Origin of the sequence: Bradyrhizobium guangzhouense (genome assembly GCF_004114955.1) — a bacterium.
Classification (GTDB): domain Bacteria; phylum Pseudomonadota; class Alphaproteobacteria; order Rhizobiales; family Xanthobacteraceae; genus Bradyrhizobium; species Bradyrhizobium guangzhouense.
In genome coordinates this window covers 6971391-6997139 of the sequence record NZ_CP030053.1, presented here as the reverse complement: position 1 = coordinate 6997139, position 25749 = coordinate 6971391, and the positions used below count along the sequence as shown (strand labels likewise).

The window sequence follows — 25749 nt, the reverse complement described above, 5'->3', positions numbered from 1 at the left end:
AAGCCAGGACCCATTACCCCGATAGACAATTGTCGTGGCAGGTCGGAGTCACCATCGAGCCCATAACCACGCCCTGTGGTTATGGGGCCTGGCTTTCGCCAGGACGACACCGAGTGTGTGGCAGCGCAGTTGCCTCACACCACCCTCGACACCGCCGCCCACAGCGCCCCCGCCCACAGCGCGATCGCCGCAATGGCCTGGATCGCAAACCCCGGTCCGCGCTTGGCGGCGGCCTGCGAATAGCCGATGAAATACACGATGCGTCCGACGATCCAGACCGCGCCGATGCCGGCTGCAATGGCGTCGCTGATATAGATCGCGAACAGCCACAGCGACGGCAGGAAGATCGGCATCCACTCCAGCGTGTTCATCTGGATACGGAAGGCGCGCTCGAAATCCGGATGGCCCGACATCGCCGGCACCTTGACGCCGGTCCTGGTCCGCGACCGCGAGACATTGATGCAGGTGAAGAAATAGAATGCCAGCGCCAGCAGCGTGACGAGTGCGGTCAGATGGTACATCGCGGAATCCCTTCAAACAGATCGCGCCTCAATACCCGGTCAGCTCGAGATAGCCAACGCCGTCATGCGTGCCGGCAAAGCTGATCGGCCCTTCCCAATAGGAAAAGCCGGTCCCCATCCACGCCTTCGGATTGAGCGGCTTGCAGGAAATCGAGAACGAGCGCGAGGGGATGGCGATCTGCCATTCCACCGGCAGCTTGCGGCCTGCAACCTCGGCTGTGGCCTTCGGGCTCATCTGGATGTCGTGGCCCGCAATCAACTGTGTCTCACCCGCGGCGCTGATCCAATTGCCGAATGGATAGTCCTTGCCGTCCTTCTGGCGCAGCCGATACAGCATCAGCTTGTCGCCGGAGGCGAGATGCAACGACAGCCAGTCCCAGCCGGTCTGATCGGTGTCGAGCGGCTGGCTGCTCCATTCGCGATCCATCCAGGCCTGCCCAGAGACCTCGACCTGGATGTCGTCGATCGTGAGCGTGCCGCGCGCGCGATAGAACGGCTGGCTGTAATAGTACGACGCCTGTCCGCGCTCGGACTTGCGGCTGTAGCCGCCGTCGCCCTGCAACACGACCGGGCGATCGGCCTCCAGCGTCAGCGCATAGCTGAAATCCGTACCTGAGGCCTTCAACGTCACCGGCGACAAGGTGCGATCGTCGGTGCGCCCAGATCCCTTCATGTCCCAATCGTCGATCCACGCCATGAAAGGTTTGGCCTCGACGCCCGCCTGTCCGATGCCGCCGCGTGAGAACAGCTCGTTGAAGCGGTGCGTGTCGGCACGCGTCACCGCGGCGTGCGCCATCCAGATTTGCTGATTGGCCCAGCCTTCTTCTTGCGGCCCCGGCTTTGCAGCCTGGCGGAACAACGTCCATTGCAGTCCGCAAGCGGCGCCAGCGCTGTCGACGAGGTTTGCCGTCAGATACCACCACTCGATGCGAAAATCCGGATGCGGCCCGTGATCGGCGGGGAAGGTGAACACTTTTCCAGGCGTGACCCTCGCGAAGCCGTCGGCGGTCTCGCCGAGCCCGGCATAGCCTTGCGCCCCGGCGCGGCGCGCGAGAGCAAGCGCGACGATGCCGCCAGCAAATGCGCGCCGCGAAACCCGATCAGCGCTCATTGGCAAACACCTTGACGAGGTGTGCGGCCTGCATCCGCGCCAGCCGCAGCACCGGCAGCAGCGCGGCCAGCAGCGAGGCGACCAGCGCAACCGCAACCAGCTCCACCAGTTGCAGCGGAAACACGTGGAATGGCAGGCGCCAGCCGAACGCCTTCACATTCACGATCGCGATCAGGCACCAGGCCACCAGCAGCCCGAGCGGCACGGCGAGCAGCGAGGTGAACAGCGCGACCGACAGCGTTTTGGTCAGCTCGATGGCGGCAAGGCGCGGCCGGGTGATGCCGATCGCCCAGAGCGGCGCGAGTTGCGGCAGGCGCGAGTTCGCAAGCGTCAGAAGGCTGGTCAGAAGCGCGATGCCGGCGACGCCGAGCGTGAAGGCATTGAGCGCGGACGTCACCGCAAACGTGCGGTTGAAGATACGGATCGATTCCGCCTTTACCGTCGCCTGATCGGCCACCGCGCGGTCGTCGAGCGCGAACTGCTTCTGCAAGGCCGCGATCAGGCCGGGGATTTTGTCACGCGGGACAATCAGCCCGATCCGCGTCTGCGGCGTTTGCGGAAACTGCCGGATCAGTGCGGCGACGTTCACCGCGAGCTGGCCCTTGGGGTTGCCGTAATCGGCATAGATGCCGACGATGTCGAGCTCCCAGCTCCCGCCCGGCGCCGGCACGTCGATGACGTCGCCGACGCGAATATTGAGGCGGCGGCTCAGCTGCTCGCTGATGAAGGCGGCATTGCCGGGCACGAGCCGCGTCCAGGCGCGCGGCGCGGTCTCCAGCAGCGGCCAGCGCTCGCGATAGAGCGCGTGATCGGGCAGGCCGAGCAATTCCACCGGCTGGCCCGCGACCTGCGTCTCCGCGCGCCCGCCCGACAGGATCGCCTGCACCTCGCTGCGGTCCTTCAGCCAATTGCGGATCGCAATGCTCTGCGCATTGTCGGCGGCGCTGATATAGACGTCGGCGGCGAGGCGTCCGTCGAGCCAGCCGACAAAGGTGCGGCTGAACGTTTCCACCATGGTGGACACGCCGACATTGACTGATAGCGCGAGCAGCAGCGCCATCAGCGCCAGCGATAGTCCCGAGAGCTGCTGCCGGCTGTCGGCCCAGAACCACCGTGCCAGCGGCCCGCGCGCAAGACGCTGGCCTGCGAGCAGGAGCAGCTCGAGGAAGGCCGGCAGGATCAGCGCCGCGCCGAGCATCAGCGCAGCCAGCACGCCAAAGCCAGTAATCAGCGATTGGCCGTAACGAAGCAGCAGCAGCGCGACCGCGAGCACCGCGCACGCTGCGGCGCTTTGCAGGACGAGCCAGCGGCGCTGCCGCTGCTGCCAGGCCCGCGGCTGCGCGGTCGCTAGCACCGGCATCCTGATCGCCTTGATCAAACTGGTCGCGGCCGCCACGATCGCACCCAGCACGCTGATGCCGATGCCGGCGAGCCACCATTCCGGCCGCAAGCTGAGCTGCCCCGGAATCTGTGCGCCATAGAGTCCGCGCAGCGACGCCGCGACATCAGGCAAAAGCGCCGCCGCGATGACGTAGCCGCAGACGAGCCCGATCAGCCCCGCGACCAGCGCCAGCGCCACCAGCTCGATCACCAGCACGGAGTTGACCAGCCGCGCCGAGGCGCCGCAAGCGCGCAAGGTGCGCAGCATCGGCAGCCGCTGCTCGAAGGCAAGGCCGACGGCCGAGTTGACGATGAAGAGGCCGACGAAGAACGACAGCAGGCCGAAGGCGGTGAGGTTGAGATGGAAGCTGTCGGTGAGCCGTTCCAGCTCGGTCTCGGCGGTCGGCTCCATCAGGCGCAACCGATCGCCGACGACGCTTTGCAGCGCCGCCGGCTTGCCCTTGGCCTTGCCGATCAAAAGCCGCGAGACCAGATTCGGCTTGTTGAGAAGCCGTTGCGCCACGCCGATATCGACCACCAGCACGTCAGGCACCAGCTGCGGCTGCACATGCAGTGGCGGCAGCTTTGCGCCGCTGCTGATCGAGGGCGTCGTGCCTTCGTCCTCGTGCAAATCGCTCAGCGTCTCCCGCGCCACCAGCGTCTGTCCGGGCGCCGCCACGAAACTGCTGAGGTCCGCGGCTCCGAGCCGCGGTGCATTGCCGACATCGGCAGGCAGCGTCACCGGCTCGATGCCGAGCAGCCGGATCGAGCGTCCGTTGATCTGAACCCGGCCTTCCAGCACCGGCGAGACCGGCCAGCCCGCGCGGCGGAGTTTTACAAAGAGCTCTTGCGGGAAGGTCGCCGTATCAGACGCCACCAATGTCGCCGTGCGAACGCCGCCAAATGTCGCCGCCGCGCGGTCATAGGCGCTGCGGGCCTGCTGGTTGATCGCCTGCACGCCGCTCCACAGCGCGGTCGCCGCGATCAGCCCGATCAGCAGCGTTGCGAACTGCATCCGGTGCCGGCGCCAATGGCTCAGCAGCACCGCCAGCACCCATAGCGCGCGCCTCATGCGATCCGTCCCGCATGGAGAACGATGTGGCGGTCGAGCGTGCCGGCCAGGTGCAGGCTGTGCGTCACCATCAGGAAACCGCAGCCCGTGCGTGCGACGAGATCGCGCGTCAGCGCCAGCACGTCGTCGGCGGTGGCTTCATCCAGATTGCCGGTCGGCTCGTCCGCGAGCAGCAGCGAGGGTTTTGTCGCCAGCGCCCGGCCGATCGCGACCCGCTGCTGCTGGCCGCCTGATATCTGCTCCGGATAACGCTTGAGCAGGTTGCCGAGCCCGAGCCGTTCGATCAGCTCCTTGGTCCAGGCCGCATCGTGCCGGCCGGCGATGCGGGCCTGGAAAGCAAGATTGTCGGCAACCGACAGGCTCGGGATCAAGTTGAACTGCTGAAACACGAGACCGATCCGGTCGCGGCGAACCTCGGCGCGGCCGGCGTCTGTAAGCTTGGTGATCTCGGTGTCCTCAAGGCAGATCGTGCCGCCATCGGCGGCATCTAACCCAGCGATCAAATGCAGCAGCGTGCTCTTGCCGCTGCCGGATTCGCCTGTGAGCGCGACGCGTTCGCCCGCACCGAGGTCGAGATCGACGCCGCGCAGCACCTGCACGGGCTCGCCGGCCGAGGTGAAGGTTTTGGAGAGGTTTCGGATGCTCAGCAAGGTCTGTTCGCCGGACGGAATTAACTCCATGGTGCGTAGCACACTTGCCGCGGAAATGCCGGGGTTGCGTTGCCGTTCAAGCCGTTGTTAGCTCCCAAGACGGCCAAATCAAAAAGTGCCGACAAAAAGACATACGGGGAGAATGATGAGCGCTCAGGGAACGCCGTCCGCGGCGGCTAAGACGGCAGGGGGATCCACGGCAACGCCGGAGGGCGCCTGGACCGTCACTTTTCTCCTCTTTCTCCTGATGGTGGTGAACTTCGCGGACAAGATCGTCGTCGGCCTCGCCGGCGTGCCGATCATGACCGACCTGAAGCTCGAGCCTGCGCAGTTCGGCCTGCTCGGCTCCTCGTTCTTCTTCCTGTTCTCGATCTCGGCCATCGTGGTCGGCTTCCTCGTCAACAAGGTGGCGACGCGCTATGTGCTGCTGACGCTCGCCGTGATCTGGGCGCTGGCGCAGTTTCCGATGGTCGGCACCGTCAGCTTCACGACGCTGTTGATCTGCCGCATCGCGCTCGGTGCGGGCGAAGGTCCGGCGGCTTCTGTCGCGACGCACGCGATCTACAAGTGGTTCCCGGACGAGAAGCGGACGCTGCCGACCGCGGTCCTGACGCAAGGCTCGGCCTTCGGCGTCATCCTGGCCGTGCCGGCGCTGAACTGGATCATCGTCAATCACTCCTGGCACTATGCCTTTGGGGCGCTCGGCGTGGTCGGGCTGATCTGGGTCTGCGCCTGGCTGGCGCTGGGCAAGGAAGGCCCGCTCGAGGACACGCAGACGCTCGCCGTCAGTGAGCCGAAAATTCCCTACATCCGGCTTCTCACCTCGCGCACTTTCCTCGGCTGCGTGATCGCGACCTTCGGCGCCTATTGGGCGCTGTCGCTCGGACTCACCTGGTTTACGTCCTTCATCGTCAAGGGACTTGGCTACTCGCAGAGCGCCGCCGGCTGGGTCTCGATCCTGCCCTGGGTGTTCGGCGCCACCATCGTGATTCTGACCGGCTGGATCTCGCAGGTGATGATGGTGCGCGGCTACACCACGCGCATGTCGCGTGGCGTGCTGGGCTCGGTGCCGCTGATCATCGGGGGCCTCATTCTCACAACGATGCCGCACATGCAGGGCGCGGGCTTGCAGATCGCGCTGCTGGTGGTCGGTTCCGGTCTCTGCGGCGCGATCTACGTCGTCTGCCCGCCGATGCTCGGCGAGTTCACCCCGGCCTCGCAGCGCGGCGCCATCCTCGCGATCTATGGCGCGCTCTACACGCTCTCGGGCATCATCGCGCCCTACGTGATGGGCAAGGTGATCGAGCGCGCCGGCAGCATGATCGATGGCTACATGACCGGATTTACCATCAACGCGGTGATCATGATCGGCTCCGGTGTGGTCGGCCTGCTGCTGCTCTGGCCGAACACGGAAAAGGCCAGGCTGACGCGGGGTGCCGCGGCGCAGACGGCGCCGCTGAAGCGCGCAGTGTCGCCGACGTAAGGGGCGGGTTGGATAGACGCTGCCAGCTACACCTCCAGCTGTCGTCCCGGCCTGCGCCGGGGCGACACTGAGAATGAGGCGCGGCTATCGCGCCTCACATGCAGCCTCCGCTAATTCATCCCCTGCGCGCCCCGAATCAGCTTCCCCGGCCGTCGCCCGGTGGCCTCGCCCTGCCGCCGCGTCACCACGCCCGACACGATCGTGGCGTCATAGCCGTCGACGTCCTGCAGCAGCCTGCGTCCCCCGACCGGCAGATCATAGTGCACCTTCGGCGGATGCAGATGCAGCCGGTCGTAGTCGATCACGTTGATGTCGGCCTTGTAGCCCGGCGCGATCAGCCCGCGATCGGTTAGACCGACCGACAGCGCCGTCTTGCGCGACTGCGCCGCGACCACGAAGGGGATCGTCAGCTTCTCGCCGCGCTTGCGGTCGCGCGTCCAGTGCGTCAGCAGATAGGTCGGGAAGCTGGCATCGCAGATGATGCCGCAATGGGCGCCGCCGTCGGAGAGGCCAGGCACCGATTGCGGGTCGATCAGCATCTCGCGCGTCGCGTCGAGATTGCCGTCGGAATAATTGAGGAACGGCACGTAGAGCATGCCGCGGCCCCCGTCCGAGAGCATCGCGTCGTAAGCGAGCTCCTCCGGCTGGCGACCCTGCTTGCGTGCCTGCGGGCCGAGCGCATTCTCCGGCGGCTGCTCGTAATCGGGGGGATCGCCGAGCAGGAACATCTTGTCATAGTTGGGCCGGAAGAACAGCGGATCGTCGGTCGACGTCGCCGTCTCGCTCAGGATTGCCTTGTGCACGTCAGCCTGACGCAGTCGTGCCAGCCTCTCCCCGAGCGGCAGATGCGCGATTCTCCTGTAGCTCGGATGAGTCTGGAACGGATTGCGCGACAGCTCGAGCCCGAGCAGGAGGCCGATCGGGCGCGCCGCGATCTGCGCCGTGACGGAGAGGCCGCGTTTCGCGGCCGCATTGATTTCATCCAGCGTCTGGCGCCAGCGGTTGGGCGATCTGTCGTTCTGCGTGATCGAGAACGAGATCGGGCATTTCGTGCTGTCGGCCACCCGCAGCATCATCGGCAGGTCTTCCTGGATGGTGGAGAGATCGAGCACGAATTGCAGCACGCTGCGGCCCTGGCTGTGCATCGCGGCCGCAATTGCGGTGAGCTCGTCCTCGCCCGCTTTCAGCGTCGGCGTGAAGTCGCCGGTCGAGGTGCGGTGGTTCAGCGTACGCGAGGTCGAGAAGCCGAGCGCGCCGGACCGTACCGCCTCGCCCGCGAGCTTGGCCATCGCCGCATTGTCTTCCGCCGTCGAGGGATCGCGGCGCGCGCCGCGCTCGCCCATGACGTAGACACGCAGCGCCGCATGCGGCAGCTGCGCGCCGACATCGATGTCGAATTCGCGCTTGCTCAGCCAGTCCATGTAGTCGGGAAAGCTCTCCCAGGCCCAGGGAATGCCGGCGCTGAGCACCGGCTCGGGAATGTCCTCGACGCCTTCCATCAGCTGGATCAGGCGGGTGTGATCGGCGGGCTTGCATGGTGCAAAGCCGACGCCGCAATTGCCCATGATCGCGGTGGTGACGCCGTTCTGCGAGGACGGCGTGATGTCCTGGCTCCAGGTCACCTGGCCGTCGTAATGCGTGTGCACGTCGACGAAGCCCGGCGTGACGAGCTTTCCGCGCGCGTCGATCTCTTCTTTGCCCTTGGACGCGACCTTGCCGACCTCGCTGATCCTGCCGCCGGCGATGGCAACATCGGCCTCGAACAGCGCGCCGCCATGGCCGTCCGCAACGGTGCCGCCGCGGATCACGAGATCGGGGGTGCTCATGGTGTTTCTTCCCGTTTTGTCTTGTTTGTTGTTGTGCTCTGACTCTATCGGCTCGTCGTCCCGGACAAGCGCGCCCTAAGCGCGCGCAGATCCGGGACCCGTAACCACCGGGAGACGTTTGGCGAAGACCCGGAGTGACCAGCTTCGCACGACGACTCCCCGAGGTAATGGGTCCTGGCTTTCGCCAGGACGACAGTTGAACTTGTGGCTACGCCCCGGCTTGCGTCTTCCGCTCGGTGAACGGCGACAGCACCACCGTCGCCAGCATGAAGATCACCGACGCCCCGAACACCCAGTGCGGCGCGCTCTGGTCCATGATCCAGCCGAACAGCAGCGGTGAGACGATGCCGCCGAGATTGAAGCCGGTGGAGACGATGCCGAAAGCGCGCCCCGCTGCACCGGGAGGTGCGGCATTGCGCACCAGCATGTCCCGCGACGGCGCGATCACGCCCGAGAGGAAGCCCGCGGTAGCCATCGTGGCGGTGAGCGCCCAGCCCGGCAGCGTCACCAACGCGATCAGCAGCACGATGACGGCATTGGCCGCAAAGCAGGCGGCGGCCACATAGCCGTGACGCTCGGTGTGGTCGGCGAGGAAGCCGCCGGCGAGCACGCCCACGGCGCTGGACCCGAGGAACGCGGTCAGCGCGACGTTCGCAACCGAATACGTCGCGCCGTAGCCGCTCATCAGCGCGACCACGCCAAAATTGTTGATGCCGGCCACCGACAGGCTGAGCAGCATGAACAGCGCGGTCAGCGTGATCAGCGCCGGCGTGATGATCGCCTGCTTCGGAGCATCCGCGTTGCCGGGCCTGGTCTTGTGCGCGCCGGCATCGGGAATGGCCATGACAACCAGCAGCACCGCCACCAGCACGCCGATCGCGCCCGAGGCGAGCAGCGCGCCGACGCCGCCGGACACCGTGATCAGTGCTGCGACGATCGCCGGCGCAACCGCGCCACCAAAATAGCCGGCAAAAGTGTGCACCGAAAACGCGCGGCCCATCCGCGCCTCGTCCATGTGCTCGGCGAGGATTGCGTAGTCGGCCGGATGATAGACGCTGTTGGCGAGCCCGAGCAGCACGGCGCAGGCGATCAGCGAGGCGTAGCTCAGATGCAGGCCGAGCATGATGAGCGCGAGGCCGCCGAGGGTCAGTCCGCCGAGCAAGATCTTGCGCGCGCCAAAATGGTCGACGAGATAGCCGGTCGGCGCCTGCGTCAGCCCGGAGACCACGGCAGACACCGTGAGCGCGAAGCCGAGCTCGACATAGCCGACGCCGAGCCGAACCTTCAGGAACGGGAACAGCATCGGCAGGACCAGCAGATGAAAATGGCTGACCCAATGCGCGATCGAAATCCCGGTCAGCGTGCGCAGCGCGCTGTCCGCCTTGCCTTGCTGCGGTGCGGCGAGAACGTCGACCATTGCAGTTCCGTTTCACTCCCCAAGAGAGTGCAAACTATCGGGGCATCAGGTTATTTGTCCATGAACGCAGGCGCATGGCAGGTAGTGCGGGTGGTGTGAAGGACCACGAATGCCGTCCTGGCTTTCGCCAGGACGACGGCGGAGAGCCTCACAACGGCTCGTCATCACTCCCGTAGCGATCACGCTTCGGCGTGGCGATGTCGCCGTCTTCGTAATCGTCATCGGTGTCGCGCGGCGGCGGTGGCTGCTTCGCCTTGTCGGCTGCGGCCTTGGTCTGCGGCGGTTCGCTAGGTTTGGCTGGTTTGGCCATGGCTGGTCCCGGATGGTGATGCGTCATCCGCTTCTAAGCGTGAAATCTATGCGGTTCCTGACCTATCTCAAGGGCCTGCGGCGCTGTCGTCAGGCTTGCACCACCGGTCCGCCCGCCTTCTTCCAGGCATCGATGCCGCCGGCGATATGGGCGGTGTTGGAGAGGCCGGCCTCCTTGGCAGCAGTAACCGCCATCGCCGAGCGCTCGCCGAACGCGCAGAAGAACACGACGCGGCGCCCCGTCGCGGCCGCGACCTCGCGCAGCATGCCGCCTGGCTTGAGGCTCTCCTCGATGCCAGGATAGGGCGTGTGCAGCGCGCCTTCGAGCATGCCGTGCTTGATCCGCTCGTTGGTCTCGCGCAGATCCACCAGCAGGATGTCGGGCCGATGCAGCGAGCGGATCGCCTCGACGGCGCTGAGCGCGCGGCCTTCTTTCTCGAGCTCTTCCTGATGCAGGCCGACGCGCATGTTGGCGGGCACCGCCACGTCCATCATCTTCGGATTGGGCAGCTTCAAATTGGCCATCAGCTCGATATATTCGTCGACCGAACGCACCTGGAGCCTGGGATTGTAGCGCCTCTCCTCGCCGATGGTGGAGACGGTGTCACCCTTGTAGTCGTGCGCCGGGAACACCATCGTCTCGTCAGGCAGCTTCAGCAGGCGATTGAAAATCGAATCGTACTGCGCGCGCGACGAGCCGTTCTGAAAATCGGTGCGGCCGGTGCCGCGGATCAAAAGCGTATCGCCGGTGAAGACGCGGTCGCCCATCAGGTAGGAATAGGAATCGTCGGTATGGCCAGGCGTGTACATCACGTCGAGCGCGAGACCTTCGATCGTCACCTTGTCGCCGTCGGCGACGCGCATCGCCACCACGTCGGCCTTGGTCTGGTCACCCATCACGGTCACGCAATGGGTGCGGTCGCGCAGCTCGCCGAGACCGGTGACATGGTCGGCATGCAGATGGGTGTCGACCGCCTTGACCAGCTTGAGATCGAGCTCGCGCAACAATTGGCAGTAGCGATCGACCTTTTCCAGCACGGGATCGAGGATCAGCGCCTCGCCGCCGGGGCGGCTGGCCAGGAGATAGCTGTAGGTTCCCGAAACGCTGTCGAAGAGCTGGCGGAAGATCATGGCAGGACCCGGCGTGGAGTGATTTCGAGAATTCTACTACGCCGGAGGGTAGAAGGAGAAGTAATTCACTGCGCGGGGAAGAAATTTTAGAAGATTTTAATCGTGGCGCGATGGCGGCCCCACCCACTGCTGTCATCGCCCGCGAAGGCGGGCGATCCAGTATTCCAGAGACGGCGAGGGGTACGGAGGGGCTGCGGCGTACTGGATTCCCCGCCTACGCGGGGAATGACAGCGAGTATGCGGCGATGACGTTCCACAACGCTGTCTGGGGCGCCCCCTAAGGCCTCACCACCGTGTACCCATTCTCCGCCAGAAACAGGATCTGCCCCACGCCCACCTGCACCGGCGTCGCCGCCGGGATGAACTCGGGCCGTTTGCCCGTTTCGCGCTCGATCGTGTCGACGGTGTTGAGGCAGATGTCGAAGCGCACGCCCTGCGCGATCAGGCTTTCCACCTGCTTGCGGCGCTCGCTGCCTGCCAGCAGCAGATCGATGCCGGGGCCGAAGGTGACGACTTCGACCGCAATCTTGTCGGGATCATAGGCCTTCAGCAGATTGTTGGCGACGCTCAGCACCAGCGCTTGCTTCCTGGCATCGGCGTCGGAGAGCTGCAGCACGATCTTGTGCTCGGCGAACGGCTTGTCCTGTAGCGGCACCTCTTGTGCAAACGCGGCTGGCGCCGCGGCCCAGGCGAGCAGCACCAGCATGATCGCGCGAACAATTTGCGACCGCATCATCGCTATCCTGCGATGCCCGGATTGCCGTCCACGCCCTTGAGCGTGACGCCGCTTCCGAGCTTCTCCTGGAACATCCGGCCCGAGCGCAGATATTTGCCAACGACGTCCCACACCGGCGCGCCCTGCTGGCCGTTGACCGAGGCCCAGCCCGCGACCTTGTAGTGTCTGCCGGCGCTGATCGCCCTGCCATTGTCGAGCTTCAGCTCGGAGATGCGGCTGCCAATCGCGTTGTTGGGGCTACAGGTATAGCTGAGCCCGCCGGCGCGCACCATGTCGCCGCCCTGCTGATGGTAGGGATCGGCATTGAAGAGATTGTCGCAGACGTCTTCCAGCACGTCCTTGATCTCCGCGCCCGTCATCTCCTGCACATAGGTTTCGGGATAGGTGATCGCGGTCTCGGCGAGCACGTCTTCCATCGTGATCGGCTGGCCTGATAGCGCGGTGATGCCCCAGCGGAAGCCCGGCGACAGTGCGATCTCGGCATCGAGTTCGGTGCGCAGCGCGGTGCAGATCAGCTGGTCGATGGGGCCGGCGAAATTGTCACGACGATAAAGCAGCCGGTCCGGCGTTGCGACCTTTTCCGACCAGTCGGTGACATGTGGCGCGCGCAGCTTTCCGATCAGCTCGGCCATCGCTGGATCGGGCTTCAACAGCTCGGAATAAACCGGCAGCAGATGATATCTGACGTCGCCGATCTTGCCCTTGTCGAGCGCGAGATCGAGCACGGCAAGAAATTTCCCGTTGGAGCCGGCATTGGTGACGAGTGTGGTGCCGCCGGCATTCTTCACCGCAATCGGCTGCGGCACGGCATCATGGGTGTGGCCGCCGAGGATGACGTCGATGCCGCTCACACGGCTTGCGAGCTTGAGGTCGACGTCCATGCCGTTGTGCGACAGCAGGATCACCGCGTCGACCTTGTCGGCGCCGCGCAAGGCATCGACATGCTTCTGCAGCTCCTCCTCGCGGATGCCAAAGGTCCAGTCCGGCGTGAACCGCTTGGGATGCGCGATCGGCACGTAAGGAAAGGCCTGGCCGATGACGGCGACGCGATGGCCACCGAGCTCCTTGATGATTGACGGCTTGAACACGCGCCCCGTCGCCTTGTCGAAGGCCGGGGCGTCGTTGAACGCGGCCTCCTCGGTCAGGAAGACGTTCTGCGCCAGAAACTCGCCTTTGAAGTGCTCGAGATTGTCGCGCAGCGCCTGCTCGCCATAGGTGAACTCCCAATGCCCGGTCATCGCCTCGATGCCGAGCAGGTTGGCGACCTCCACCATGTCGCGGCCCTGCATGACGTTGGCAAGGCCCGTGCCCTGCCAGAGATCACCGCCGTCGACCAGCATGGCGCGCTTTTCGCCGACATCGTTGCGCAAGCGGTCGATCAGCGTCTTCAGATGAGCGAAGCCGCCGAGCTTCCCGAACCGGCCGGCGGATTTCTCGAACTCGACCGAGGTGAAGGCATAGGCATCCGCGCTGTCGGGCCGGATTCCGAAGTGCTCCAGGAACGCGCGGCCGACCAGATGCGGCGGTCGCCCCGCCATCTCGCCAATGCCGATGTTGATGCTGGGCTCGCGGAAATAAACCGGATTGAGCTGCGCATGCGTGTCGGTGGTGTGCAGGATCCGCGCGTTACCGAAGCGCTCGATGTCGTAGATGCTGGCGGTCTCGGCACCGCGGGCGAACCGCGGCAAGGCAAGCGATGCGGCAGCAATTGCTGAGCTCTTCAGGAATTCGCGGCGGCGGATCGCCATCACACATTCTCCGCGCCGGTTCTCGGCAGTTCCGCGAGCATGACCCGGAAAAGTGTGTAGCGGTTCTCCGGCAAGATCATGCTCAAAAAATAGCTGGATTTGAGTTTAGCGGATTTCCATCGCCTTCCAGGCGTCTTTTTCGGAGGTTGCCTGGAAGACCGAAGCCTTCGCCAGCGCCTCGGCCTCCTTGGCTGCAGCCACGGCGCCGTCGAAATTGCCGCCGTCGCCCGCTTTTTTGGCGGCTGCCAGCGTCGAGACGGTCGTGGTCCACTGGTTGCGCATGCCGGCGGCCTCCTTGGATGCTGCCTCCGCGGCGGCGTAGGCCGCCTTGTAATCTGCTTCATTTGCCGCGCGCGCCGATGGCGCGAGGCTCAAGGTCAGCAACATGGTCAAGGTAAGTGTTCGCTTCATGGCCGCGCTCATGGTCGCGCCCCTGGACCCGATATCGGCAGGCCGTTGGCGACGTAGGACAGGAAATATTCGACGTCGCGGTATTCGTCCGACTGCGGCTCCAGCGGAACCGCGCGGGTCTGGCTGTTGCAGGTGATGAAGCGGCGACTGATCGTGCCCATGCCGCTCCACTCGGAGCGGTAGATCGGCATCGCGTTGAGGATGCCGAGCGCGGGCGCCAGCACCTCGGCGCGGATGCGCTGGCCCGGGCTCTGCACATGGCAGCTCGCACAGGAGAAGTTCAGTTGACCGCGGCGGGTGTAGAAATAGCGCTTGCCGTTCTCGAAAGCCTCCAAGGCGCGCGGATCATCGGGAATCTTGATGTCCATCGGCTTGCCGCGCGAGGTGAAGGCCATGTACGCCGTCAGCGAGGCCATCTCGTCCTTGACGTAGGAGTAGGGCGTCTCGCCATTGGCCTCGCGGCAGCGGTTGAGCGCGAGCTCCAGCGTGACGACCTTGCCTTCCTTGGTGTCGAAATAAGGATAGTTCTGGCGAATGCCGAGGCCACCGTTCGGGAAGCAGTCGGCATAGGTCTTGCCGTTCTTGAACGGCGTCGCAAACATCTCCTTGCCGGCGTCGAGCGCGAACTCGTAAGGGGGAAATTCTTCCTTCTCCAGCCACTGCCGCTTCATGTCCTCGTTCAGGGAATAAGGACCGTTGACGAAATCCTCGTGCTTCACGGTTGGAAACTTCTGGAAGAAGAAGGTCTGGAACGCCTTGGCGTCGGCGGCGGGATCGACCTTGTCGGCCGCGACCACTGAGGTCGCAGTAAGCGCGAGCGCGACGATCGCGGCGCTCAGCGAAGACAGCAGGAGGGCGGAGCCAGCCTTCATCACGCGATCTTCGCGGTGGTCTGGTCGGAGCCGCCCTTGTTGTCGGTCCAGGAGATCGTGAGGTCGTCGCCCTTCTTGGCGCCCTTGAAGCTGAACTTCACATAGGGATCCTTGGAGATCGCGGTGCCCCAATTGGCGACGAAGACGTCCTTGCCGTTACATGCGAACTTCAGTTCCTGGATGTAATGCGCAGGGATCAACTCCCCCTTGGCGTCCTTGACCAGGCCGGTGTCCATGGGGTGCTGGATCAACGTCTGCACCTCGGTGATATCGCCGTTGGACGTTGCGCGGACGCGAATGCTGGATGCCATCTCTGATCTCCTTTAGCCGCCGCAGCCGCCGACGGTGACCTTCACTTCCTTGGTCGCGCTGTAGAGCTTGCCATCGGCTTCCACGATCGCGGTCACGTTGCTGGTCTTCGCCATCTTCAGCCGGTTGGCGACAGCGGGAATCGTGCCCTCGGGAAACTTGTAGGACGCCGCCAGCGCGAACGGGTTCTCTGCGACGAAGAACGAGATCGAGGTGACCTTGTCCAGCGTCGTCGTCACCGACATCGGCACCACGCCGCCATTCTCGGCGATCTCGGGCGCGTCGAGCTTGACCTTGTCGGACGGCTCGGCGGCCCTGCCATAGAGCGCCTTGATCGCATCCGCCTCGTTCTTCAGCTTGAACGCCTCTTCCGGGTATTTGTCATTGGCCGCGGCGTGCGCGGGGGCGAATGCGAGATTGCCGAGGCCGATCAGCGCGACCGAAGCCGCGCCCTGCAGGATCAGGCGTCGCGTCGGATGAGCGCCGGTATGCGTCGTCATGTCGGGTCTCCTTGGCCGGCCGTTACAGCGTCTGCAGGAAATCAACGATCGCGTTGATCTCCTGCTCCGTCAGGATGCGGTTGCGGCCGAACGGCGGCATCATGGTCTGCGGGTTTCGTTTGGTCTCGTCGAACAGGATCGCAACCAGCTCGTTGCGGTCGGGGTATTTTGCCCTGAGATCCTTCAGCTCGGGGCCGATCGTGCCGGGCAAATCGCCGCCCTTGATGACGTGGCAGGTCAGGCAATTGCCCTTGCCGCGGTCGAAAGCGAGCTTTTGGCCCTCGCTGACGGTCGATTGCGCCCACGCCGGGCGTGCGGCGAGGCCGGTGAGGACGACCAGCGCGAGAAGCAGGGCGGGCTTGCGAGGAAGGGCGGTCACGGCGTCGTTCCGAAGCATTATTTCAAGGGTCTCGTCCGGAGAAATATAGTGCTCAAAGCACAAAGGACATGCCCTGACAATCAAGACTATGCAGGCCGCAAAATGGCGTTAATATCTTCCGCATTGCAACTGAAGAGATAGATCGTTCATCAGGCCGGATTTAACCGGCGATTTGTTCGGGGCGTTTGGTCCTTGCTGGGGTTTTCGACTGCTTTCTCATTTTCCGGGGACATGAATTGGCTGAATATGTCGTTGAATTTGGCAGGGATGGCGGGCGGGTCGAGTCGGACGGCCGTCTCGATGCCCCAGCCTTCCATCGCAATCACGAGCCGCTCTGGGCGGCGCTCGAAAAGCACCTCGCTGGGCGGTCGGGCGACGTCGTCGAGGTCGGCAGTGGAACCGGCCAGCACGTGGTCCATTTCGCCCGCCACACGCCTGACCTCGTCTGGTGGCCGAGCGACCTCAATCAGCGCCATGTGAAGAGCATCGAGGCCTGGCGCGTGCATTCGGGCCTGACCAACATCCGCAGCCCCCTGCGGATCGATCTGTCCGATCCCGGCTGGTGTCCGGAAATGAAGAGCGGGCAGGGGCCGAACGATCTCGCGGCCGTGTTCTGCGCCAATGTCATTCACATAGCGCCCTGGACCGTGGCCGAGGGCCTGTTCGCGGGCGCCGGGCGCTATCTGCGGCCCGATGGCCAGCTGTTCCTCTATGGCCCGTTCAAGCGCGGCGGCAAGCACACTGCGCTCAGCAACGCGGTGTTCGATACGTCGCTCCGCGAAGGTAATCCCGAATGGGGCGTCCGCGACATCGGTGATGTCGAGACGCTGGCGCGTGGTGCGGGCCTTGATCTGATCGATACGATCGAGATGCCGGCGAACAATCTGACGCTGGTGTTTGCGCGCGGGTAAGCGCGAGGCCGTCAGGCCTCGCCATCCCTCCACCCGATCTTCTCCTTCAAGAACTGGAAGCCGAGCACCTGGAAGCCGGCGCGCTCCTTGTTGTCCTTGCCGTAGCCATGGCCGCCGGCGGCGGGCTCGTAGAACCAGGCCTCGTAGCCCATCGCCTGGAGCTTTGCGGCCATCTTGCGCGCGTGGCCGGGGTGGACGCGGTCGTCGCGGCGGGTCGTCGCAATCAGGATCGGCGGATAGGACCGACCTGGCTCTGCGTTGTGATAGGCGGAGTAGGTCTTCAGCCACTCCCACTCCTCGGCTTTGTCGGGGTCGCCATATTCGGCAATCCAGCTCGCGCCCGCGAGCAGCTTGGTGTAGCGGCGCATGTCGATCAGCGGGATGGTGCAGAACAGCGCGCCGAACCGCTCGGGGTAGCGCACCAGCATGTTGGTGATGAGGATGCCGCCATTCGATCCGCCCTGCGCGGCGATACGCTTCGGCGTGGTCACACCGCGGCGGACGAGATCGGCGGCAACGGCGGCGAAATCGTCATGCGACAGCTTCTTGCCGGCGTAGCGGCCGGCATCGTGCCAGCGGGTGCCGAACTCGCCGCCGCCGCGCAAATTCGCCTGCACAATCGTGCCGCCGCGCTCCAGCCAGAGCTTGCCGAGCGACGAATTGTATTCCGGCTTCACGGCGAGACCGAAGCCGCCATAGGCGCTCATATAGACAGGCGCGTCGCCGGTCTCCCCAGCGGGGCCGGTCTGCACATAGGGAATGCGCTCGCCGTCGACAGAGATGGCCTCGTGCTGTGTCACCACGAGGCCCTCGGCGTTGAAAATCTTCGGCGCCTGCTTGAGCACGTCAGGGCTTCCGACGCCGCGCTCGATCAGCATCAATGCCGGCGACGTCAGCGGGTCCTGCACATTGGCGAGCAGGTCGCCATTGCTTTGGGATTCGTGGCGGTCGAGGCTCCAGACATCGACGACGCCGATATTGGGTAACCCCTGCAGCCGCCGTTTGCTCCAGCTTGACGCCGATGGCGTGCAGATTTCGAAGACGGGCCGCAATTCGTCGAGGATCGACAGCACGAGCTTGCCGCCGCTCCAGAAGAAGCCCTGCAACGCCCGCCGCGGCCCGGGCTCGAACAACACCGTGAAATCGCGGCCTCCCGCCAGGAATGCGGAGAGCGACATGCCGAGCATCGCATCGGCGGCATAGCTATGTCCCGCGATCGACCAGGTCTGGCGTGGCTTGACCGAAAGCCAGTCGCCATGGACCTGCATCCAGATGTTGCTGGGCAGGTCGAGCTTCGTGGTTGCACCGGATGCGGTGCCGAGCGAGGAGCTGAAATTGAAGAAGTCCGATTGATCGATGAACCAGACGCGCGGTGTTGCCGCCGTGTCGTCGACATAGGTGTAGGCCCGCATATGGTCGGCGGTCGTCTCGAAGATCACGGGCGCTTGCTCGACACCGGTCCCGCGTCGCCACAGCCGCACGGTTCTCGCGTAGCCGGAATTTGTCGCCATGCCCTCGCCGAGCGCGCTCGACAGCAGCAGCGTATCGGTATCGACCCAATCGACGCCGCTCTTGGCTTCCGGCAGGACGAAGCCATCAGCGACGAATTGCTTCGTCGCGATGTCGAATTCGCGCAAGGTGACGGCATCGCTGCCGCCGCGCGACAGGCTCAGGATGACCCGCGTGCTTCCGATCCGGGTGGATGCTCCGCCGAACAGCCAGTCCGCGCCTTCCGATGCGGCGAGCTGGTCGATGTCGAGCAAGATCTCCCAGGCCGGTTCGGCCTTGCGAAACTCCGCGAGCGTGGTCCGCCGCCACAGGCCGCGCGGGTTCGCGGCGTCTTTCCAGAGATTGTAGAGAAAGCCGTCGCGACGGCTGACATAGGGAATGTTGTCCGATCGGTCGTAGATCGCCGCAAGCAGGTCGCGATCGCGTTCGAACGCCGCGCCGCCGAATTGCTGCAGCGTCGCCCGATTCTGCCGCTCGACGAAATCGAGCGCGCGGGCGCCGTCGATTTCTTCCAGCCAGAGCCAGGGATCGTCGTCGGGCGCGCTGGGCGTAGGCCTGTCACTGGCGGACATGAACGAAACTCCCCAAAAATCGCGGCGGATAGGATTTGATCGAGCGCAAGCCGTCAAGAGCGCGGGCCGGTATCATCGGCCCAATTGCGCCGGAGGCATGGCCTGCGCCCGTTTGCGGCGGTTGCCCGGCTCTTTCGGCCCCTCCATAGTGCCGGGAATCAGCACCCCATATAAATACGGCCTTGGGCGAAAACGCCGATGCTAGACGTGACTACTGCCAATGAGATCGCCGACGACGCCCGCGTGCGTGGCAACGTGGTGCGCCTTGCCGCGGCGCAGGCCCTGACCGGCGCCAATTCGGCCGTGATCTTCGCCACCGGCTCGATCGTCGGCGCCACGCTCGCGCCCGACATGTCGCTCGCAACCGTGCCGCTCTCGATGTACGTCGTGGGGCTTGCCGCCGGCACGCTGCCGACAGGCGCGATCTCGCGCCGCTTCGGCCGCCGCTGGGCCTTCGTCATCGGTACAGGCCTCGGCGCGCTCACCGGTCTCACCGGCTCGTTTGCGATCCTGCATGGCTCGTTCGCGCTGTTTTGTCTCGCGACCTTCCTCGGTGGCCTCTACGGCTCCGTGGCGCAATCCTATCGTTTCGCCGCGGCCGACGGCGCCAGCTCGGGCTATCGGCCCAAGGCCGTGTCGTGGGTGATGGCGGGGGGCGTGTTCGCCGGCGTGCTCGGTCCGCAGCTGGTGCAATGGACCATGGACGTCTGGTCGCCCTATCTGTTCGCCTTCAGCTTCCTGGTGCAGGCGGCGGTCGCGCTTGTCGCGATGGGCATCGTCGCCGGTGTCGATATGCCCAAGCCCGCGCCGGCCGATCTGCACGGCGGACGGCCGCTGCTCACCATCGTGAGCCAGCCGCGCTTCATCGCGGCGGCGCTGTGCGGCGTCATCGCCTATCCCATGATGAATCTGGTGATGACCTCGGCGCCGCTCGCGATGAAGATGTGCGGCCTCAGCCTGTCCGACTCCAATTTCGGCATTCAATGGCACATCGTCGCCATGTACGGGCCGAGCTTCTTCACCGGCGCGCTGATCTCCCGCCTAGGCGCACCCAGGATCGTTGCCATCGGTCTGCTGCTCGAAGCGGGCGCCGCCAGCATCGGGCTATCAGGCATCACCGCGATGCATTTCTGGGCGACGCTGATCGTGCTCGGCGTCGGCTGGAATTTCTCCTTCATCGGCGCCTCCGCCCTGGTGCTGGAGACGCACCGGCCGCAGGAGCGCAACAAGGTGCAGGCCTTCAACGATTTCCTGGTGTTCGGGATGATGGCGATCGGCTCGTTCTCCTCGGGCCAGCTGCTCGCGAATTACGGCTGGTCCGCGGTGAACATGGTGGTGTTCCCGCCGGTTGCGATCGGCCTGATCGCGCTCTCGGCGGCGTCCTGGGCCCGCCGCCGCAAGGCCCGGCTCGAGGCCGCTATGGGCGAGTTCCCGGACGCGATCTGACTGTGACATCCGATTGGCAGGAGGCTGTCAGCAACGTCGATACTTCGATCCAGGTCGAAGTGATTTTCTGCTTCCACATCGATACATGATGGTCGTCATGGACAGACGATCACAACGCGGGGGACGCGAAGGAGAAGCGCAAATGCTCGACAATCCCCACACCACCGTGCCAGTCGACGAAACATCGCTCCGCTACGAAGGCTGGCGCATCGTCGCGGTCTGCTTCCTGCTCGCGACCTTCGGTTGGGGACTCGGCTTCTACGGCCAGAGCGTCTATGTCGCCGAGCTGCAGCGCGCAAGGGGCTGGCCGACCTCGCTGGTCTCGTCGGGCACGACGTTCTTCTACCTGTTCGGCGCGCTGCTGGTCGTCTTTGTCGGCGAGGCCGTCCGGAAGTATGGCCCGCGCCTCTGCCTGATATCAGGCACGCTGGCGATGGCGGCAGCTGGCGTCGCGGTCGGCGCGGTGCGCGAGCCCTGGCAGCTTTATCTTGCGGATGCGGTGCTCGCCTTCGGCTGGGCCGGCACCAGTCTCGCCATGATCACCAACACGATCAGCCTGTGGTTCGACCACAAGCGCGGCATGGCGATCAGCCTGGCGCTGAACGGCGCCAGTTTCGGTGGCATCGTCGGCGTGCCGCTGCTGGTGACGTTGATCAGCCATACCGGCTTTGCCAATGCGATGTATGCCGCGGCGGGCGCCATGCTGGTGCTCCTCGTGCCCGTGATGCTGCTGGTTGTCGGCAAGCCGCCCGATCTTCATGGCTGGCACGGGGCGGCAAAAGCGAGGCCGCAATCATCGACGCAGATTCGCAAGCAAGCGCTGCGCGATGTCGGCTTCCTCACGGTGACGATTGCGTTCGCGCTGGTGCTGTTCGCGCAAGTCGGCTTCATCGTGCACTTGATCTCGTTCCTCGATCCCGCGATCGGGCGCGAACGCGCCGCAATGGCGGTCGCGGTGCTCACCGCGATGGCGGTGATCGGCCGTGTCCTGTTCTCGATGGTGATCGACCGGCTCGACCAGCGGCTGGCCTCGGCACTGTCGTTCCTCAGCCAGGCGGCCGCACTGTGCGTGGTCATCAACCTGCACGGTGACTATGTGCTGATCGCCGCCTGCGCCGTGTTCGGCTTCTCCGTCGGCAATCTCATCACGCTGCCGTCGCTGATCGTGCAGCAGGAATTCGACAGCGCTTCATTCGGCGTGCTGATCAGCCTCAACACCGCGATCAACCAGGTGACCTACGCGTTCGGCCCCGGCGTCGTCGGCTTCTTGCGCGATTGGTCCGGCGGCTACGCGCTGCCGTTCTATCTCTGCATTGCGCTGGAAGTAATGGCCGCGGCGTTGATCATGGTGCGAGAGAAGCCGCGGGCGAAAGTTGCGTAGAGACGCAACGCCGCCTCAACGCACTCCGTCATTGCGAGGAGCCCTTGCGACGAAGCAATCCAGACTGCCTCCGCGGCGGCAGCCTGGATTGCTTCGCTGCGCTCGCAATGACGAGGAGAGAGTGGAGGCTCTCAACTCTCCCGCTGCTTCAACAACGCTTCCACATCCAGCCGCTTGGTAAACATCGCGAGCTTCCCATCCGGGCCTGTCGGCCATTGCTCCCGCGGCTTGTCCCAATACAGCTCGACGCCGTTCTGGTCCGGATCGCGCAAATACAGCGCCTCGGACACGCCATGATCGCTCGCGCCGTCAAGCGCGATGCCTGATGTCAGCACCCGGTGCAGCGCATCCGCCAGCGCCGGTCGGGTCGGATAGAGGATCGCCGTGTGAAACAGGCCGGTGGTGCCTGGCGGCGGCGGCGAGCCGCCCTTGCTTTCCCAGGTGTTGAGCCCGATGTGGTGATGATAGCCGCCGGCGGAGATGAAGGCGGCGCCCGAGCCCATGCGTTGCATCAGCTCGAAGCCGAGCACCCCGCAATAGAAGCCGAGCGCGCGATCGAGATCGGCGACCTTGAGGTGGACGTGGCCGATGCGGGTGCCGGCGGCGACGGGTGATGTTTGCGACATGTGGCTGCTCCGTGTCTCAACCCCACTTAAGCCGGGCACCGGGACTGCGCCACTCGCTGATCCCGAAACCCAGCGTTTCCAGATGCGAGACTCAGGTCAGCTCCGGCACCTCGCCCTCCGGCAGCTCGAACTCGAACGTGTTCAGCGTCATCGATACCATCGTGTAATAGCCGCACAGCCCGATCACCTCGACGACGCCGCGTTCGCTGAGCAGCCTCACCGCTTCGTCGTAGAGACCTTTCTCGACGCCGTGGCCCTCATGCAGCGACTTCGCGAGGTCGTAGATCATCTTTCCCATGGGTTCGTCGAAATCGGGCGTGCGGCGATCGCGGATAGCGTCGATGATCTCGGGCTTCATGCCGCCCGCGAGCGCGAGCCGCTTGTGCGCGTACCATTCGTAATGCGCGGTCCAATGCCGCGCCGTCACCAGGATCGCGATCTCCGAAAGTTTTGCCGGAAACATCGTGTCGTAGCGCAACACTTCGCCGAGCCGCGTGGCGTGACGGGCCATGTCGGGGCTGTTGAGCCAGGCCATCATCGGCGCCGGCGGCTTGCCGCGTTTGCCGGCGATCGACTCGTCATAGGTCTGCCGTTGGCTCTCGTTCATTTCGCCAGGCGAAAGAAGCTTTAAGCGCATTCGCGTTTCCTCTTTGTTTTCAAGCACCATCGCGCCGCGACTATAGCCGACATCAGCCATGGAAGTGGTTGAATTCCGCGAGGGCTTGGCCCAGAGTCGCGCCCAACAAGTTTTGATGATGGAAACGACCATGAGCGAGAGTGACACCGCCGAACTCGAACAATTCCGCGCCGAGACGCGCGCATGGCTGGAAGCGAATTGCCCGCCGGAGATGCGCAAGCCCGCGACTGGTGATGCCGACGTGTTCTGGGGCGGGCGTAACGCAAAATTCTCCTCCGAGCCGCAGCGCGTCTGGTTCGAGCGCATGCGCGACAAGGGCTGGACCGTGCCTGACTGGCCTCGGGAATATGGCGGCGGGGGCTTGAGCGCCGCCGAGCACAAGGTGCTGCGCTCCGAGATGGCCAAAATGGGCGCGCGCCCGCCGCTGTCGAGCTTCGGCATCTGGATGCTTGGGCCGGCGCTGCTGAAATATGGCAACGAGACGCAGAAGAAGGAGCATCTTCCAAAAATCGCTGCGGGCCTGATCCGCTGGTGCCAGGGCTATTCCGAGCCGAACGCCGGCTCCGATCTCGCCTCGCTGCAGACCCGCGCCGAGAGCGACGGCGACGATTTCGTCATCACCGGGTCGAAGATCTGGACCTCCTACGCCAACTACGCCGACTGGATCTTCTGCCTCGTGCGCACCGATCCCACCGCCAAGAAGCACGACGGCATCAGCTTCATCCTGTTCGACATGACATCGAAAGGCGTGACGACCAAGCCGATCCTATTGATCTCCGGCTATTCGCCGTTCTGCGAGACCTTCTTCGACGGCGTCCGCGTGCCGAAGTCGCATGTGGTCGGCACCGTCAATCGCGGCTGGGACGTCGCAAAATATCTGCTGCAGCATGAGCGCGCGATGATCTCGGGAATGGGCGAGCGCGGCGTCGGCCGTCCGCTCGGCCAGATCGCAGCCGACAGCGTCGGCGCGGACGCGCAAGGCAAGCTCGATGATGCGATGCTGCGTGGCCGGATCGCGACCTTCGACGTCGATGAGGCTGCGCTGGCGGCCTGCGCCGAGCGCGCGGTCGATCTCGCCAAGGCCGGCCAGGCGCATCCGGCGTTCTCCTCGGCGATGAAATATTACGGCACCGAGCTCAACAAGCGCCGCTACGAGATCCTGATGTCGGCCGGCGGCGTCGACGCGCTGGAATGGGAGAGCGAACGCTCGAAGCAGGGCGCCCGCCCGCGCGCCTGGCTGCGCACCAAGGCCAACTCGATCGAGGGCGGCACCACCGAGGTCATGCTCGGCATCGTCGCCAAGCGCATCCTGGATTTGCCGGGGGCGTAACTCCGCCGTCGTTCCGGGGCGATGCGTAGCATCGAACCCGGAACCTCGGGCTTCCGGGTTCACGCTTCGCGTGCCCCGGAATGACAGCAACAACATGCATTCCACGCGATACCAGAGACCTAGACACATGGCCCTCGTCCTCACCGAAGAACAATCAATGCTCCGCGATTCCGCGCGCGGGCTGATCAGCGACAAGGCGCCGGTGTCGCACCTGCGCGCCTTGCGCGACAGCAAGGATCCCGCCGGCTTCTCCAGGGAGCTCTGGCATTCCTTCGCCGAGATGGGCTTTGCCGGCCTGCTCGTGCCGGAAGAATTCGGCGGCAGCGGGCTCGGCTATATGGAGGCCGGAGTCGTGATGGAGGAAATCGGCCGCACCCTGATGCCGTCACCGTTCCTCGCCACCTCCGTGGTCGCAGCCTCGGCGCTGAGCCGCGGCGGCAACGCCGCGCAGAAGGCGGAATATCTGCCGAAAATTTCCAACGGCTCGCTGCTCGCGACGCTCGCAATCGACGAGGGCGCCAAGCACCGGCCGCTCCAGACCGCCTTGCAGGCCGTCCGTGCCGGCAATGGTTTCAAACTGTCCGGCGCCAAGGCTCTTGTCGTCGACGGCCACGTCGCCGATCTCTTCATCGTCGCCGCGCGCACGGCAGGTAGCGCCGGCGAGCGCGATGGCTTGACGCTGTTCCTGGTCAATCCCAAGGCCAAGGGCGTGTCGATCGAGCGCACCATCATGGTGGACGCGCACAATGCGGCGCGGATCGAGCTTGCGAATGTCGAGGTCAATGCCGACAGCGTGCTCGGCGAGGTCGACCAGGGCGCGGCGCTGCTCGACGGTGTGCTCGACGTCGGTCGTGGCGCGGTCGCTGCCGAAATGGTCGGTCTCAGCGATGAAGTCTTCAACCGCACCGTCGAGTACCTCAAGAACCGAAAGCAGTTCGGCAAGCTGATCGGCGAATTTCAGGCGCTGCAGCATCGCGCCGCCGAGCTCTATGTCGACATCGAGATCACCCGCGCCGCCACCATGAAAGCGCTGCAGGCGCTGGATGTCGACGTCGCCAAGGCCGCTTCAGCCGTCGCCGTCGCCAAGGCCAAGGCCGGCACGACCGCCACCCGCGCGGTGCAGGAGGGCGTGCAGATGCACGGCGGCATGGGCATGACCGACCAGTTCGACATCGGCTTCTTCATGAAGCGCGCGCGGGTCTGCGAGGAGCTGTTCGGGGATTCCAACTACCACACCGAGCAGCTGGCGCGCGCGCGGGGGTATTGAGGCGAGGCGCGAAGGGCGCGCCACATACGCGGTGTCGTCGCCCGGCTCGACCGGGCGACGCAGTGTTCCAGAGACAGTAGTGATCTACGGAGAGGCCGCGGCGTACTGGATCGCCCGGACAAGCCGGGCGATGACAGTTGAGTGGGTGGAGAGAATTCGCCCCAAGCTCGTCATTGCGAAGCGAAGCAATCCAGGTCGTCACCGCCGAGGAATTC

The 25749-nt window shown here is 64.9% G+C and carries 24 protein-coding genes; 6 read left to right on the top strand and 18 right to left on the bottom strand.

Translation table 11 applies throughout. The features are described from left to right. Positions 1-134: 134 nt before the first annotated feature. The 4 genes from XH91_RS33330 to XH91_RS33315 are packed head-to-tail and all read right to left on the bottom strand — an operon-like array spanning position 135 to position 4734. Entirely contained in the window at positions 135-521 is a 387-nt protein-coding gene (locus tag XH91_RS33330) for an MAPEG family protein (protein WP_128954540.1), read from the bottom strand. A gap of 28 nt (positions 522-549) precedes the next feature. Beyond that, the gene (locus XH91_RS33325; protein WP_128954539.1) at positions 550-1632 is read right to left on the bottom strand and encodes a lipocalin-like domain-containing protein; all 1083 of its coding nucleotides are present in this window, start codon (positions 1630-1632) and stop codon (positions 550-552) included. Continuing rightward, positions 1622-4084 (bottom strand): ABC transporter permease, encoded by a 2463-nt coding sequence (locus tag XH91_RS33320; RefSeq protein ID WP_128954538.1) that lies wholly within the window; start codon positions 4082-4084, stop codon positions 1622-1624. Before XH91_RS33320 ends, XH91_RS33325 begins: the two co-directional genes overlap by 11 nt. After that, entirely contained in the window at positions 4081-4734 is a 654-nt protein-coding gene (locus tag XH91_RS33315; RefSeq protein ID WP_128954537.1) for an ABC transporter ATP-binding protein, read from the bottom strand. The genes XH91_RS33320 and XH91_RS33315 overlap by 4 nt, the downstream gene beginning before the upstream one ends. Before the next feature lie 145 nt (positions 4735-4879). Here XH91_RS33315 and XH91_RS33310 point away from each other — a divergent pair, with 145 nt between their 5' ends. Continuing rightward, positions 4880-6217, top strand: a complete 1338-nt coding sequence (locus tag XH91_RS33310; RefSeq protein WP_128954536.1) for an MFS transporter — start codon at positions 4880-4882, stop codon at positions 6215-6217. 110 nt (positions 6218-6327) lie between these two features. Here the strand turns inward: XH91_RS33310 and XH91_RS33305 are convergent, their stop codons facing one another. From XH91_RS33305 to soxX, 11 genes are all read right to left on the bottom strand, one after another. Beyond that, complete coding sequence (locus tag XH91_RS33305) at positions 6328-8043, bottom strand: N-acyl-D-amino-acid deacylase family protein (RefSeq protein ID WP_128954535.1); 1716 nt, start codon at positions 8041-8043, stop codon at positions 6328-6330. 208 nt (positions 8044-8251) lie between these two features. Beyond that, positions 8252-9460 (bottom strand): MFS transporter, encoded by a 1209-nt coding sequence (locus XH91_RS33300; RefSeq protein ID WP_128954534.1) that lies wholly within the window; start codon positions 9458-9460, stop codon positions 8252-8254. 148 nt (positions 9461-9608) lie between these two features. Next, on the bottom strand, positions 9609-9770 hold the full coding sequence (locus XH91_RS33295) for a hypothetical protein (protein ID WP_164933552.1): 162 nt from the start codon (positions 9768-9770) through the stop codon (positions 9609-9611). Between the two features lie 89 nt (positions 9771-9859). Beyond that, entirely contained in the window at positions 9860-10900 is a 1041-nt protein-coding gene (locus XH91_RS33290) for an MBL fold metallo-hydrolase (RefSeq protein ID WP_128954532.1), read from the bottom strand. 277 nt (positions 10901-11177) lie between these two features. Further along, entirely contained in the window at positions 11178-11636 is a 459-nt protein-coding gene (locus XH91_RS33285) for a DsrE family protein (protein WP_128954531.1), read from the bottom strand. Positions 11637-11638: 2 nt separating this feature from the next. Then, on the bottom strand, positions 11639-13384 hold the full coding sequence (gene soxB / locus XH91_RS33280) for a thiosulfohydrolase SoxB (protein ID WP_128954530.1): 1746 nt from the start codon (positions 13382-13384) through the stop codon (positions 11639-11641). Between the two features lie 105 nt (positions 13385-13489). Continuing rightward, positions 13490-13795, bottom strand: coding sequence for a hypothetical protein (locus XH91_RS33275; protein ID WP_128955072.1), 306 nt, complete (start codon positions 13793-13795; stop codon positions 13490-13492). A gap of 8 nt (positions 13796-13803) precedes the next feature. Further along, entirely contained in the window at positions 13804-14667 is an 864-nt protein-coding gene (gene soxA / locus XH91_RS33270; protein WP_164933551.1) for a sulfur oxidation c-type cytochrome SoxA, read from the bottom strand. Beyond that, a complete protein-coding gene (gene soxZ / locus XH91_RS33265; protein ID WP_128954528.1) occupies positions 14667-14978 on the bottom strand; it encodes a thiosulfate oxidation carrier complex protein SoxZ in 312 nt (103 codons plus the stop codon). Before soxZ ends, soxA begins: the two co-directional genes overlap by 1 nt. Before the next feature lie 12 nt (positions 14979-14990). Then, a complete protein-coding gene (gene soxY, locus XH91_RS33260; protein ID WP_128954527.1) occupies positions 14991-15476 on the bottom strand; it encodes a thiosulfate oxidation carrier protein SoxY in 486 nt (161 codons plus the stop codon). Positions 15477-15498: 22 nt separating this feature from the next. Further along, positions 15499-15855 carry a sulfur oxidation c-type cytochrome SoxX gene (gene soxX, locus XH91_RS33255; RefSeq protein WP_128954526.1) on the bottom strand — a complete coding sequence of 119 codons (357 nt, stop codon included), beginning with the start codon at positions 15853-15855 and terminating at the stop codon, positions 15499-15501. Positions 15856-16091: 236 nt separating this feature from the next. On the opposite strand from soxX, the gene XH91_RS33250 reads away from it, so the two are divergent. Then, positions 16092-16766, top strand: coding sequence for a DUF938 domain-containing protein (locus XH91_RS33250; RefSeq protein WP_128954525.1), 675 nt, complete (start codon positions 16092-16094; stop codon positions 16764-16766). Positions 16767-16777: 11 nt separating this feature from the next. Here the strand turns inward: XH91_RS33250 and XH91_RS33245 are convergent, their stop codons facing one another. After that, positions 16778-18847: a prolyl oligopeptidase family serine peptidase gene (locus XH91_RS33245; protein ID WP_128954524.1), complete on the bottom strand. Its 2070-nt coding sequence runs from the start codon at positions 18845-18847 to the stop codon at positions 16778-16780. 198 nt (positions 18848-19045) lie between these two features. Between XH91_RS33245 and XH91_RS33240 the strand changes: the two genes are divergently transcribed. Both XH91_RS33240 and XH91_RS33235 read left to right on the top strand, forming a co-directional pair. Continuing rightward, complete coding sequence (locus XH91_RS33240; protein WP_128954523.1) at positions 19046-20293, top strand: MFS transporter; 1248 nt, start codon at positions 19046-19048, stop codon at positions 20291-20293. A 142-nt stretch (positions 20294-20435) separates the two neighbouring features. After that, entirely contained in the window at positions 20436-21674 is a 1239-nt protein-coding gene (locus tag XH91_RS33235; protein ID WP_128954522.1) for an MFS transporter, read from the top strand. Positions 21675-21805: 131 nt separating this feature from the next. Here XH91_RS33235 and XH91_RS33230 read toward each other — a convergent pair whose 3' ends face one another. Together XH91_RS33230 and XH91_RS33225 are read right to left on the bottom strand one after the other, a co-directional pair. Then, positions 21806-22300: a VOC family protein gene (locus XH91_RS33230; protein ID WP_128954521.1), complete on the bottom strand. Its 495-nt coding sequence runs from the start codon at positions 22298-22300 to the stop codon at positions 21806-21808. A gap of 91 nt (positions 22301-22391) precedes the next feature. Then, complete coding sequence (locus tag XH91_RS33225; protein WP_128954520.1) at positions 22392-22937, bottom strand: carboxymuconolactone decarboxylase family protein; 546 nt, start codon at positions 22935-22937, stop codon at positions 22392-22394. A gap of 130 nt (positions 22938-23067) precedes the next feature. On the opposite strand from XH91_RS33225, the gene XH91_RS33220 reads away from it, so the two are divergent. Both XH91_RS33220 and XH91_RS33215 read left to right on the top strand, forming a co-directional pair. Then, complete coding sequence (locus tag XH91_RS33220; protein WP_164933550.1) at positions 23068-24267, top strand: acyl-CoA dehydrogenase family protein; 1200 nt, start codon at positions 23068-23070, stop codon at positions 24265-24267. Between the two features lie 127 nt (positions 24268-24394). Then, positions 24395-25534 carry an acyl-CoA dehydrogenase family protein gene (locus XH91_RS33215; RefSeq protein WP_128954518.1) on the top strand — a complete coding sequence of 380 codons (1140 nt, stop codon included), beginning with the start codon at positions 24395-24397 and terminating at the stop codon, positions 25532-25534. The last annotated feature ends 215 nt before the right edge of the window (positions 25535-25749 follow it).

What these genes read in the sequence shown, in the direction of transcription:
- XH91_RS33330 (WP_128954540.1), bottom strand. Translation starts at nt 521, where the DNA reads ATGTACCATCTGACCGCACTCGTCACGCTGCTGGCGCTGGCATTCTAT.
- XH91_RS33325 (WP_128954539.1), bottom strand. Translation starts at nt 1,632, where the DNA reads ATGAGCGCTGATCGGGTTTCGCGGCGCGCATTTGCTGGCGGCATCGTC.
- XH91_RS33320 (WP_128954538.1), bottom strand. Translation starts at nt 4,084, where the DNA reads ATGAGGCGCGCGCTATGGGTGCTGGCGGTGCTGCTGAGCCATTGGCGC.
- XH91_RS33310 (WP_128954536.1), top strand. Translation starts at nt 4,880, where the DNA reads ATGAGCGCTCAGGGAACGCCGTCCGCGGCGGCTAAGACGGCAGGGGGA.
- XH91_RS33305 (WP_128954535.1), bottom strand. Translation starts at nt 8,043, where the DNA reads ATGAGCACCCCCGATCTCGTGATCCGCGGCGGCACCGTTGCGGACGGC.
- XH91_RS33300 (WP_128954534.1), bottom strand. Translation starts at nt 9,460, where the DNA reads ATGGTCGACGTTCTCGCCGCACCGCAGCAAGGCAAGGCGGACAGCGCG.
- XH91_RS33295 (WP_164933552.1), bottom strand. Translation starts at nt 9,770, where the DNA reads ATGGCCAAACCAGCCAAACCTAGCGAACCGCCGCAGACCAAGGCCGCA.
- XH91_RS33290 (WP_128954532.1), bottom strand. Translation starts at nt 10,900, where the DNA reads ATGATCTTCCGCCAGCTCTTCGACAGCGTTTCGGGAACCTACAGCTAT.
- XH91_RS33285 (WP_128954531.1), bottom strand. Translation starts at nt 11,636, where the DNA reads ATGATGCGGTCGCAAATTGTTCGCGCGATCATGCTGGTGCTGCTCGCC.
- soxB (WP_128954530.1), bottom strand. Translation starts at nt 13,384, where the DNA reads ATGGCGATCCGCCGCCGCGAATTCCTGAAGAGCTCAGCAATTGCTGCC.
- XH91_RS33275 (WP_128955072.1), bottom strand. Translation starts at nt 13,795, where the DNA reads ATGAAGCGAACACTTACCTTGACCATGTTGCTGACCTTGAGCCTCGCG.
- soxA (WP_164933551.1), bottom strand. Translation starts at nt 14,667, where the DNA reads ATGAAGGCTGGCTCCGCCCTCCTGCTGTCTTCGCTGAGCGCCGCGATC.
- soxZ (WP_128954528.1), bottom strand. Translation starts at nt 14,978, where the DNA reads ATGGCATCCAGCATTCGCGTCCGCGCAACGTCCAACGGCGATATCACC.
- soxY (WP_128954527.1), bottom strand. Translation starts at nt 15,476, where the DNA reads ATGACGACGCATACCGGCGCTCATCCGACGCGACGCCTGATCCTGCAG.
- XH91_RS33245 (WP_128954524.1), bottom strand. Translation starts at nt 18,847, where the DNA reads ATGTCCGCCAGTGACAGGCCTACGCCCAGCGCGCCCGACGACGATCCC.
- XH91_RS33240 (WP_128954523.1), top strand. Translation starts at nt 19,046, where the DNA reads ATGCTAGACGTGACTACTGCCAATGAGATCGCCGACGACGCCCGCGTG.
- XH91_RS33235 (WP_128954522.1), top strand. Translation starts at nt 20,436, where the DNA reads ATGCTCGACAATCCCCACACCACCGTGCCAGTCGACGAAACATCGCTC.
- XH91_RS33230 (WP_128954521.1), bottom strand. Translation starts at nt 22,300, where the DNA reads ATGTCGCAAACATCACCCGTCGCCGCCGGCACCCGCATCGGCCACGTC.
- XH91_RS33225 (WP_128954520.1), bottom strand. Translation starts at nt 22,937, where the DNA reads ATGCGCTTAAAGCTTCTTTCGCCTGGCGAAATGAACGAGAGCCAACGG.
- XH91_RS33220 (WP_164933550.1), top strand. Translation starts at nt 23,068, where the DNA reads ATGAGCGAGAGTGACACCGCCGAACTCGAACAATTCCGCGCCGAGACG.
- XH91_RS33215 (WP_128954518.1), top strand. Translation starts at nt 24,395, where the DNA reads ATGGCCCTCGTCCTCACCGAAGAACAATCAATGCTCCGCGATTCCGCG.